The organism is Burkholderia sp. SCN-KJ, assembly GCF_024656005.1.
Classification (GTDB): domain Bacteria; phylum Pseudomonadota; class Gammaproteobacteria; order Burkholderiales; family Burkholderiaceae; genus Burkholderia.
The window spans coordinates 185,654-197,381 of sequence record NZ_JANKOG010000002.1; the positions used below are offsets into that span (position 1 = coordinate 185,654).

General features: G+C 65.4%; 7 protein-coding genes and 2 pseudogenes. 6 read left to right on the forward strand and 3 right to left on the reverse strand.

The annotated features are described in order from the left end of the window. Window positions 1-93: 93 nt before the first annotated feature. The 3 genes and pseudogenes from NQV17_RS04165 to NQV17_RS04175 form a co-directional block, all read left to right on the forward strand. Window positions 94-201, forward strand: a pseudogene (locus NQV17_RS04165) (DUF1016 domain-containing protein); the annotation flags it as partial. A gap of 440 nt (window positions 202-641) precedes the next feature. Further along, window positions 642-2,912: a LamG-like jellyroll fold domain-containing protein gene (locus NQV17_RS04170; protein ID WP_257770219.1), complete on the forward strand. Its 2,271-nt coding sequence runs from the start codon at window positions 642-644 to the stop codon at window positions 2,910-2,912. 148 nt (window positions 2,913-3,060) lie between these two features. Next, the gene (locus NQV17_RS04175; protein ID WP_257769132.1) at window positions 3,061-5,319 is read left to right on the forward strand and encodes a dockerin; all 2,259 of its coding nucleotides are present in this window, start codon (window positions 3,061-3,063) and stop codon (window positions 5,317-5,319) included. A gap of 155 nt (window positions 5,320-5,474) precedes the next feature. On the opposite strand, the gene NQV17_RS04180 is transcribed toward NQV17_RS04175, so the two are convergent. Further along, a complete protein-coding gene (locus NQV17_RS04180; protein ID WP_257769134.1) occupies window positions 5,475-6,953 on the reverse strand; it encodes a sensor domain-containing diguanylate cyclase in 1,479 nt (492 codons plus the stop codon). 364 nt (window positions 6,954-7,317) lie between these two features. Between NQV17_RS04180 and NQV17_RS04185 the strand changes: the two genes are divergently transcribed. From NQV17_RS04185 to NQV17_RS04195, 3 genes are all read left to right on the forward strand, one after another. Beyond that, a complete protein-coding gene (locus NQV17_RS04185) occupies window positions 7,318-8,607 on the forward strand; it encodes an FAD-binding oxidoreductase (RefSeq protein WP_257769136.1) in 1,290 nt (429 codons plus the stop codon). Window positions 8,608-8,623: 16 nt separating this feature from the next. Further along, window positions 8,624-9,181 carry a helix-turn-helix domain-containing protein gene (locus NQV17_RS04190; protein ID WP_257769138.1) on the forward strand — a complete coding sequence of 186 codons (558 nt, stop codon included), beginning with the start codon at window positions 8,624-8,626 and terminating at the stop codon, window positions 9,179-9,181. Between the two features lie 147 nt (window positions 9,182-9,328). Further along, window positions 9,329-10,675, forward strand: a complete 1,347-nt coding sequence (locus NQV17_RS04195) for a glutamine synthetase family protein (RefSeq protein ID WP_257769140.1) — start codon at window positions 9,329-9,331, stop codon at window positions 10,673-10,675. 23 nt (window positions 10,676-10,698) lie between these two features. Here the strand turns inward: NQV17_RS04195 and NQV17_RS04200 are convergent. Both NQV17_RS04200 and NQV17_RS04205 read right to left on the reverse strand, forming a co-directional pair. After that, a pseudogene (locus NQV17_RS04200) lies at window positions 10,699-11,226 on the reverse strand (GNAT family N-acetyltransferase). Window positions 11,227-11,334: 108 nt separating this feature from the next. Next, a complete protein-coding gene (locus tag NQV17_RS04205; RefSeq protein WP_257769142.1) occupies window positions 11,335-11,724 on the reverse strand; it encodes a lysozyme inhibitor LprI family protein in 390 nt (129 codons plus the stop codon). Window positions 11,725-11,728: the final 4 nt, after the last annotated feature.

Here is an 11,728-nt window from a genome sequence, read left to right on the forward strand (position 1 = left end):
CTCGCACCGTTTCGCCGTCACGCACCCGACCGGTGTCGCGTCACGCGTTCGGCTGCGTGTCGGCGTTTCCGCTGGCGCATCGCCTTCGACGTCCGGATAGAATTGCTCGAACTCGGCAAAAGCGGGATCTACGCCGCCGAGTATCTCACCGTGCTGCCGCCACGCGAGACGCTGCAGGCGAAGCTGCATCAATCAATCGCGCGGCACGATCACCTGTTCAAACTCGGGTTTCGCACAACGCGGGGCTTGAACGCCGGCACCGCAGAGGGGTTGACACCGGTCTTCGTGACACCACGGTCGGTGACGATTTTATTTCGTAGAGCGAAGAGATGCGATTTCGCGACAGTTTTTCGATTCCACGTCAGTGTCGACCGGCGAAGTGACATCGTTACTTCGCAAATGGTGACAACTTTGCCTTGTTCTACGGCTGCGCCCACCCGCTTCGCGCGCTTCAATCCCTGCATCACCGATGTGACAAGTGCGTGTCATGGTTGAATTTGTTTTTTTCCGCTTGATTGAATCCCTATCACACTGGCTAGAATGCTACCTGTTTCTGACAATTACGGAATGGTTAGTACATTTTTGTTCGACTATAGCTAAAAACAGCGGATCTAGACATGCGAGACAAGGGAGCACCGACGATGCTGTCTGAGGAAATCGTCCCACTCGGTGACATCGAGAATATTGCACGACGCCATTTCGTGATGGGGCTCGGTGCAACGCTGCTGGCCGGATGCGGCGGTGACGGAGGTAACGCGGTTACGGACGGTGAGCGTACAGCGGCAAACAACGGCGGCCAAGCGTCCGGAGTTGCCCCAACTTCGGACGGTATCGACGCAGGTGCGACGTCGGCAGGCACTGCCCAGACCCGCACCTTCACGCATCCTGGCTTGCTGCATACCGAGGCGGATTTCGAACGCATGCGCACTAAAGTCGGCGCGCACGCTTCCCCGTGGATCGATAGCTGGAACGTGCTCGTCGCCAACGGTCACACGCGCCTGACGAACACGCCGAACCCGCAGGTCGGCATCTATCGCGGCAATGATCCCACGCATGGTCAGAACTACGGTGTCCTCTACAACGACATCGCCGCCGCCTATGGCGACGCGCTGCGCTGGAAGGTGTCGGACGACAAACGCTATGCCGACAAAGCCGTGGAGTATCTGGACCAATGGGCCTCGACGCTGACGACGCTTGGCGGCAGCGACGTGGCGCTCGCCGCCGGCATCTACGGCTACGAGTTCGCCAACGCGGCCGAAATCATGCGCAGCTACAGCGGCTGGAGTCCGGCCGGACTCGCCGCGTTTCAGGCAATGATGCGCAATGTCTTCTACCCGGTCAGCCATGCTTTCCTGACCCGTATCGACACCGCGATGGACACGCACTACTGGGCCAACTGGGGCCTGGCCAACATCGCGTGCGTCCTGGCCATTGGCGTGCTGTGCGACGATGCCGAACTCGTCGACGAAGCCATCACTCATTTCAAGTCCGGTGGGAGTAACGGCTGTATCCGGCAAGCCGTGTACTACATGCACCCCGGCAATCTCGGGCAATGGCAGGAAGCCGGGCGGGACCAGGGCCACAGCACGCTCGGCATTGCATTGACGGGCGCCATTTGCGAGATGGCGTGGAATCAGGGCATCGACCTGTACGGCCATGACAACAATCGCTTTCTGGCGGGCGCCGAATACGTGGCCAAGGCCAACCTGAAGCAGGCAGACGGCGCGTTCTACACGGTGCCTTTCGTCACGTACCAGAACAGCGCCGGCGTCATCCAGACGCAGTTCGCCGCCGGCGGGCAAGGCGGCGCCCTGGAGCGCCCCTGCTGGGCGCTGGTGGCCAACCACTACATCAACCGCAAAGGTCTGGCGGCGCCTTACACCAGGCGCGCTGCCGAGCTTGTGGCACCGGAAGGCGGCGGCGGCAACTATGGCCCGAACAGTGGCGGCTTCGACCAGCTTGGCTACGGCACGCTCACCTGCACGCTCGACCCCGGCACCCCTGCCGCAACGCCGACCGGCCTGACCGGCTACGCCAGCGCGGGCAAGGTGGTGCTGTCGTGGTGGGGCAGCAGCAACGCCACCAGCTACAACGTCAAGCGCGCCACCATTGCCGGCGGACCGTACAGCACCATCCGGAGCGGCATCACCGATCTGCTGACCTATACCGATACGCCAGCCGGTGCCGGAACGTATTTTTATGTCGTGACCGCGCAAACGATTGCGGGCGAATCGGCGCTCTCCAACGAAGTGAAAGTGATCACGGCGCAGCAGCTGCTCGCGCACTTCGCGTTTGATGAAGGCAGCGGCATCACGGCTGCCGATAGCTCGGGCAACGGGCGCAATGGCACGCTCAACGGCGCAACGTGGGCAGCGGGGCGCAGCGGCAACGCGGTCTCGCTCAACGGCTCGGGCGCGTATGTGGCCTTGCCCGACGATCTGCTGGCCGATGTGTCGGACTTCACCATCGCCAGCTGGGTGTTCTGGAACGGCTCGCAAACGTGGGCACGCCTGTTCGACTTCGGCACGGGCTTCCACCGCTACATGATGTTCACGCCGCGCGGACAGTCGCGCAACGGCTGGGCCGGCATGCGTTTCGCCATGACGGCCAACGGCCCCGGTGACGGACCTCCGGAACAGATCATCGATGCCCCCACCGAGCTGCCGAGCAAGCGATGGGTGCATGTGGCCGTCACGCTATCGGGTTCGACCGGCACGATGTACGTGGACGGCACGCCCGTCAGTACCAACACGGCGATGTTCCAGGCGCCGTTCCGCCTTGGCAGTACCACGCAGAACTGGCTGGGAAAATCGCAGTACAACGACGCCACGTTCAACGGCCTGATCGACGATTTCCGCATCTATCGCGGTGCGCTCGGCGCTGCGCAGATCGCATCGCTCATGGCGAATTGATTGCGCAGGGCCCGATGGCGGGTCCGGCGATGGACCTTTTCCTTTAAGGACTTTTCGGATGACTATGTTTTCTCGACGATGGATTGCCGCTGCGGCGATGGCGTGTACGCTATGGGGCTGTGGTGACGGATCCGATAGCGCGACAGGCGTGACCAATGCGGGTGCCAATGTAGCCGCCAGTCGTGGCCAGATCGGCGGAGCCGGCAGCGGCATCACCTCCGGTGGCAACCTTCCGGCGGCCAGCTGGACCAGCGTCAAGTGGGGCGGCGGTGGCTACGTCACCGGCCTGGTCTACCATCCAGCCAACGCGAGCCTGCTGTACGCACGCACCGACGTTGGTGGCGCGTACCGCTGGAACGCGACCAACTCGACGTGGATGCCCATCACCGACGGCGTCGGTTTCGGCGCAGGCGAGGGCGATTTCCACGGCGTCGAAAGCCTCGCGCTCGACCCGAACAACGACCAGCTCGTCTACATGATGACCGGCATTACCGTGACGCAGGGTCACAACGGTCGCATCTACATCTCCAGCGATCGTGGCAACACCTGGACGCACTACGACCTGCCGTTCCCGGTAGGCGGCAACGACAACGGCCGTGCCACCGGCGAGCGCCTGCAGGTGGACCCCAATAATCCCTCGACGCTGTTCTACGGATCGCGCACGGCCGGCTTGTGGAAGAGTGCCGATTCGGGCCGCACCTGGGCGCAGGTCGCGGGGCTGTCCTCTACCACGATCAGCGGCGGCGGCTCCCCGCTGGGCGTCGAGCAGGTCATCTTCGATTCCTCGGGCAAAGGAAGCGGCCAGCCGACCTGGATCATGTGGGCCACCGTCGCCCCGGACTACGCCAACGCGGCGGGCCTGACGTCGACCCTGTACAAGTCCACCAACGGCGGCTTTTCGTGGACGCCGGTGCCCGTCCCGCCGGCGGTGTCCGGCTACTACATCCCGCACGTCGTGCGTACGTCCGACGGCGCCTTTTACGTGGTGTTCAACGCGGGCGTCGGCCAGGGCATCGGCGGACCGAGCTATCTCTACAAGTTCGGCGGCAGCAACAACAGCAACTGGACGCTGCTCAACAGCTCCAGCAGCAACGGCTTTGGCGGCCTGTCCGTCTCCGGTCTGGGCTCGTCCGCGCGCATCGCACTGGGCATGACTGGCTGGAGCGACACCAGCAAGACCATCCAGCTATCCGACGACGGCGGCAGTACGTGGCGCGAAATCGAGGCCGGCATGCCGCATACCGGCATTGCCGCGGGTGGCTGCGCCGGCTGGGTCGAGGGCGTCACCATCGACCCGGCCAACCGCGACCACATCATGCACGTCCACGGCGGCGGCATCTGTGAAACCATGAACGCCTCGTCGCCCACGCCAACCTGGAGCGCGAAGGTCGACAACCTCGAGGAAACCGTGACGCTGGCGCTCGTCACGGCGCCGCCCGGTGCGTCGTACAACTTCATCAACAGCGCCGGCGACATCGGCACGTGGGTCAATACGAACCTCTCGACGAGGCCGACGAAAGGCCCCTTGAACACGTGGAGCAGCGGCAATTCGGCCGATATGTCGTGGTCCGATCCGACGTACATCGCCGCCGCGGGCGTCGACAACGCCAACGGCCATGCCACCAAGGGCTTCTGGTCGGGAGACAGCGGCAATAGCTGGGCGACGTTCGCGTCGCTGCCCAACGGCGCCGCGGCAAGCCAGAGCAACGTGGGCAATCTGGTCGTCCCGTCCCGCAACAAGGTGACCTGGGCACCGCCGGACTCGGTGCCGTCGTACACGACAAACAATGGCGCCAGCTGGACGGCGACCAACCTGCCGGCGTTCAGTGCCACCTGGAACGGCTTCCCGCGTGCCTACCGCCTGGCCGCAGACCGCAAGAACCCGAACAAGGTCTATGCCTACGACTCCGGCGGCGCATCGTGGAGCTGGCAGCGCGGCAAGATCTACGTCTCGAACGACGGCGGCCACACGTTCACGCTGAGCCAGGGCTCGGTGAACGCGAACCTGGCCTGGAATGCGTGGCGGGATACGTCGATGGCGGTCAATCCGAACGTCGAGGGCGACCTCTGGCTGGCCGACGGCACGGCCGTGTACCACTCGGTGGACTCGGGGGCGACCTGGACGAAGCTCAGCGTCTTTGCGTCGACCAACGACGCACCGGGCGCTACCGTGATCGCCTTGGGCAAAGCAAAGACCGGTTCGCCGTACTCGGCCGCGGTCTACGTGGAAGGCACGTTGAACGGCGTCTGGGGCATTTACCATTCCGACGACGGTGGTGCAACGTGGGCGCGCTTCAACGATGACACGCACCAGTTCGGCGACTCCGGCGTGATGGCTGGCGACTGGAACACATATGGCCGGATTTACGTCAATGGCGCCGCTCGCGGTCTGATCTTCAGCAATTGAGGTTGATCGACCTGCCGACCGTCCGGTTGCGGTTTGCAACCGGACGGCGCGCTTGGGTGAATGGCGCGCTACGGCGTTGATCGGGCGCTTGCGATCGCCGTGGCAGCCATTGCAGCCTGCGACGCTGGATTGTCAGCGCCCGGCCTGCACGTCGTTCACACCTCGAACGGAAAGGTCGACACCTTGTTCCGGCCGGTCGTCTTCGCGTAGTACAGCGCCTCGTCGGCCGCCTTGATGACCGTACCGGGATCGCCTTCCTGGCCGGCCTTCCAGCTTGCCAAACCAATGCTGGTCGTGAGGCGCCCGTATTCGCTGCCGACGTGCTCCAGCGCCAGATCGTCAATTGACGCGCGAATCCGTTCGGCAATCGCCATGCCACCTTCGGGCGGCGTATCGGGGAGCAACACCACGAATTCCTCTCCACCGTAGCGGGCCGCGGTATCGCCCGGCCGGCGGATGTTCTCGCCAATGCAGCGCGCGACGGCCGCCAGCGCATCGTCGCCGGCCTGGTGCCCGTAGGTGTCGTTGTAGGCCTTGAAGCGGTCGACGTCAACGAACAGCAGCGAGAACACCGAGCGCGCGCGTTGTGCGCGGCGCCATTCCCGTTCGAGTACCTCACCGAAACTGCGACGATTGCTCAGGCCGGTCAGCCCGTCCGTGCGGGCGAGCAGCACCAGTTCCGACTCGGCGCGCATGCGGCGGCGCAGTTGTCCGCCGAGCATGATCGACAGAGCGATGAAAGAGGCGCCGAAGGTTGCCACCAGCGCGCCGATCGTCACGGCGCGGTGCCGCCACGCGGCATAGATATCCTGCTCGGCCTCCGCGACCATGATGATCAGAGGCAGAGTCGGCAGGTTCTTGAAGTAGTAGAGCCGGCGTACGCCGTCAATCGACGCTGTTTCCGAGAACACGCCTTCGGGCGCGCTCCGAAATCGTCGAAACGTCGCGGCTTTGCTGATGTCGCGGCCGACGATGCTGACGTTATACGGCTGGCGCATCACCATAATGCCGTCCTTGCCGATCAGCGACATCGAACCGTGTTGCCCCAGCGACAGGCCTGCAAACAGCCGGTGGAAGTACTCGAGGTTGACCGCAATCAGCGCAATGCCGGCGAACGACCCGTCCGGGTTCGATATACGCCGCGACAGCACAAGGATGAGCATGCCGGCACGCAGACGCGACGCGAACGGATCGCTGACGTAAAGACCAACATTCGGGTTGTCGCGATGGACGGTGAAGTACTTGCGATCGGCGAAATTTCCCTTGCGCGGCACGTCGTTGGCCGAATCCAGGATGATGTTGCCCTCGGCATCGAGCACCAGCATCGAACCGATGAAGTTGGCACTCATTGCGTGGTCGAACAGCACGCCGCGTCGCACCGCGGGTGCCGCCGCCATCACGTCGGGCCGCTGCAGGCCATGGATCACCGCCTGCAGGGACAGGTCGTACAGTTCGAAGTTGCGCTCGATATCGCGCTCGGCAATGAGGCCGAGATTGCGCGAGGTTTCGCTGGCGCGGTCGAGTGCGTCGTGGCGGCTCTGGAACAACTGCAGCACGCACAGGCCCATCAGCGCGCAGGCGATCACGACACCGATCGCCACAATCAGGTAGGGGGCTGCCGTCCGCCGGTGCATCGGTCGCCTCGCTGCATTTTGGGTGCGCCGGGCCCGGCGCACGCATTCGGCATACTAAAAAGGCAAGCTCGTATTGGCAAGGACCAGTGGGGGCCGCGCAAACAGCGCGACGCGACGGCGGCATGACTGGCGCACGGAACCCGTTCGGCATTCGGAACTGCCATTACAAAATGACCAATCGAAATTCCTCTGCTGCCACATCCCAAACCGACCAGCCGGACTACTTCACGCGCGTCAATTCGCATGTCCAGGTCGCGGTTGACCGGCCTTCAGGCGCAAATCGCCCATCCTCCCGCTTGCCTCCGTGAAATTGACATGATAATTTTTCATGAAATTAGCCGACTGAAATTTCACGGGAGCCCGCATGTTCGTGCAGTCCGACCGTCACGTCGCAAGCTACTACGCCGGCACCTACCCGGCGCCGATCCCGCAGCGTCCCGAACTGGACGAACGCATCGACGCCGACGTGCTGGTCGTCGGCGCGGGCTTCAGCGGGCTGCACACGGCGTTGCGCCTGGCGCTCGCGGGCAAGCGCGTGGTGGTGCTCGAAGCGAGCCGCGTCGCGTGGGCCGCATCGGGCCGCAACGGCGGACAGGCGCTGCTCGGCTGGTCGTGCGACATGCAGCCGCTCGAGGATTCGCTCGGCCGCGACGGCGCGCGCATGCTGTGGGACAGCATGCGCTGGGCCGCGGCCGAAGTGCGCGAACTGCCTGCGCGGCACGGCTTCGACATCGACTATCGGCCCGGCAGCCTGTGGGCCGCGGTGCGGCCGCGTCGCGTTGCGCTGCTCGCACAGGCCCGCGACGAAGCCGCGCAGCGCTGGGGCTACGACCGGCTGCGCGTGATCGGGCAGGACGAGATGCCCGAATGGATCGGCAGCGCGCGCTATCTCGCCGCGCTCTACGATCCCGAGGCCGGCCATCTCAATCCGCTGAAGCTCGCGCTCGGTCTCGCGCAGACGATCGAACGGGCCGGCGGCCGCATCTTCGAGCAAAGCCGCGTGCTCGACTGTCGCGAGACGGCCGGCGGTCACGTCGCACGCACCGCGCACGGCGAAGTGCGCGCGGACGTGCTGGTGCTCGCGTGCAACGCGTACGTCGACCGGCTCGATCCCGAGCTGTCGCGCCGGTTGCTGCCGGTCGGCACCTACCAGGTCGCGACCGCGCCGCTTTCGGCGGACGTCGCCCGCTCGCTGCTGCCGCGGAACAGCTGTGTGATCGACAACCAGTTCGTGCCCGACTACTTCCGCCTGAGCCCCGACAACCGCCTGCTGTTCGGCGGCGGCTGCACGTATCTCGGCGGGATTCCGGCCGACATCGCGGCCGCGACGCGCCCGCATCTCGAACGCGTGTTCCCGCAACTGGCCGGCGTGCCGCTCGGCTACGTATGGGGCGGTCACATCGACATCAGCATGCGCCGCACGCCCGACATCGGCCGTCGCGGCCAGCGTTTCTGGCTGCAGGGCTTCTCGGGGCACGGCGTGCTGCCGACGCTCGCGGGTGCGCGCGCGGTCGCCGATGCCGTGCTCGGCGACGATCGCCTGCTCGCGCAGTACCAGCGCATCCGCAACCCGCGCTTTCCCGGCGGCGACCGCCTCGCCGCGCCGCTGGAAGCGATCGGCAAGGCCTGGTACCGTTTGCGCGATACCGTCTGACGTACCGGAACTCATCATGAACGAACAGGAAGAGATAGAAAGTCTGGCGATCCTGATCCGCGACCTGCGCAAGCATCGCAAGGTCACGCTCAACGATCTCGCGGAACGGATCGGCCGCTCGGTCGGCTTTCTGTCGCAGGTCGAACGCGGGCTGTCGCGCCCGACGGTCGCGGATCTCACCGCGATCGGCGAGGCGCTCGGCGTGCCGACCACGTATTTCTACAGCCTGAGCAAGCCGCGCAGCGTGCCGTGGGTCACGCGGCCCGACGAGCGGCGCACCGTCTATTACGCGGCCGGCATCACGGACATCCTCGTGTCGCCGAACATGCGCTCGCGCTTCTCGATCCTCGAGAGCCATCTCGCGCCCGGCGCGAGCAGCGGCGAGCGCTCCGTCGACGACAGCGACGAGCAGGGCGGCTTCGTGCTCGAAGGCGAGCTGACGATCTGGATCGACGGCGACGACACGCCTGTCACGCTCGGCCCGAACGACGCATTCCAGCTTCCCGCGCACAAGCGGTTTCGTTACGCGAACCTGGGCGACGCGCCGACACGCGTGATCTGGGTGTTCACCTGAGTTCGCCGGCGGGCGGTCCCACGGATCGTCGCGCCGTGCTGCTGGTTTGCAGTACTGATCGATATCGGGCATGTGGCGTGCCGCATGCCGATGAGTCCGGTTCGCCGCGCTGCGGCACCGTCATACAAGACATGGAAAGGATGAGACATGGCTGACGTCGTTCCCGTGCTGGTCGATGAAGTCCGCGCATTCCGGCAGGCGCATCCCGAGACCCGTTATGTCGACCTGATCTGTCTCGACCTGCCGGGCCATTTCTACGGCAAGCGTTATCCGATCGATGCGCTCGAGAAGGTCGCGTCGGGCTCGTTGCTGAAGCTGCCGCAGAACTGCGTGCTGCTCGGCACGCAGGGCGGCCTCTACAAGATCGGCGATTACTGCTTCAACGACGGCGACCCCGACGCGCCGCGCCGCCTGATTCCCGGCACGCTGAAGCCGGTGCGCTGGGAGCGGCAGCCGCTCGCGCAGATGCTGATCAGCTCCGACGGCACGGACGCGCCGATCGAGTTCGAGCCGCGCGAGGTGCTGGCGCGCGTGCTGCGGCGGTTCGCGGCGCGCGGCATCCGGCCGGTCGTCGCGTTCGAGCTCGAGTTCTACCTGTTCGCCGCGCAACTCGCGGACGGGCTGCCGCAGTATCCGCGCGACCGCTTGAGCGACGACCGCGACGACCAGCCGAACATGCACATCGAACGCCTGTCGCGGTTTTCCGATGTGCTGCACGAGATGGTCGAGGCCGCGCGCGAGCAGGGCGTCGACGCGACGGTGATCACGGCCGAGCTCGGCCCCGGCCAGTTCGAGATCAACTTCGGCCATACCGACGACGCGCTGCGCGCGGCCGACTGGTCGGCGCTGTTCTGCCGCAGCACGCGCGGCGTCGCGCTGCAGCACGGCTACCGTGCGAGCTTCATGGGCAAGCCGTACCTGCATGCGCCGGGCAGCGGGATGCACGTGCACGTGAGCCTGTATGACGACGTGGGCCGCAACCTGCTCGCCGCGGACGCGCAGCGGCCGCTGCGGCATGCGGTGGCCGGCTGCCTCGCGCTGCTGCCGCACTGCATGCCGGTATTCGCGCCGAACCACAATGCGTTCCGCCGCTACGGCTCGATGGTGAATGCGGCGAGCCGCGCAAGCTGGGGCTTCGAGGATCGCGACGCGTGCATCCGGATTCCGGAATCGGATGCGCGCAATCTGCGCATCGAGCATCGGCTCGCGAGCGCGGACGCGAATCCGTACCTGGTGCTCGCGGCGATCCTGTCCGGGATGGAGCATGGGCTCGACGCACGGATCGAGCCGATCGCGCCGCTCAACGACGATCGCGGCAGCGGGATCGATTTCCCGAAGGAGATGCTGTCGGCCGTCGCAGCGATGCAGGATCACGCGGCCGTGCGCGACGGGCTCGGCAGTGAATTCGTGATGGTGTATTGCGAGAACAAGCGGCAGGAGGAGCTGGATTTTCGCAACGAGATCGGGGCGCGCGAGTATCGATGGTTTCTTTGACGTGCTGCGCCGACCGGCGCGGACTATGGAAGTGCGCGCCAGTAGCGCACTTCGTCGATCGACGTCCCGTCGATGTCGAACGTCTTGATGTCGCTTTCGGCGACGAAGCCTTCACGTTCGTAGAACGCGCGCGCGCGGCGGTTCTCGACGATTGCCCAGAGCGACACCCATGCATGCCCCCCGTCGTGCAGCGACCGGCAAGCATGCTGGACCAGCGCCGTGCCGATTCCTTTGCCGCAATGCAGCGGATGCAGATAGATCGCGTGGATTTCACCCCACGCGCGATCCTTGTCGGCGTCGCGCGTCGTGCCGTACGCGACCTAGCCCGTCACGCCGTCCGCGTCGATTGCGACCGTGACGCGCGCTTCGCCTGCGGCGAGCGCGCGGTGCCAGAAGGCGGTATGTTGTTCGACCGACAAAGCCGCAAGGAACGACGCCGGCATGATGCCGTCGTAGGTTGCCCGCCACGATGCGACGTGAATGGCGGCGATGGCTGCGGCATCGGCCGGCGTGGCTGCGCGGATGGCGATCGTGGTCGTGTTCGATGGCATGCGTGCGTGGTTTGAACGGTTGCCGGATACAACGATGCAGCGGCCCCGTTCAACGCCGTGAATCGGGCGTGCATGCAGGTGCGGTGTCGCGCCGCACCTGCACCGTCCTTACTCGCCGAGCTTCGCCGTCACGCACCCCGTGCTCGAGCATTCGCGCTCGCGTTCGCGCAGGAACGACAGGCGTGATTGCGTGAAGTCGATCGCGCATTGCAGGTTCACGAGATAGCCGTCGTCGCGCGTTTCGCTGCAGCGGTCGTCGCGCCGCTTCATCCACGCGAGCTGGCCGGTCTTCAGCTTCGCCTGCTGGTCGCCGCTCAGTTGCTTGCGCACGCGGCCGTACTCGTCGTTCAGTTCGCGGTCGACCTGCGAGAACTCGTTGCTGCTGCAGTACACCTGGTCGAACGCACTGCGCGGTTTGCCGCAGCCGGCCGCCTGCGCGGCGAACGGCACGGCAAGCGCGAGCAGCGCGCAGGATACGAGCAGATTCTTCATCATCATTGTG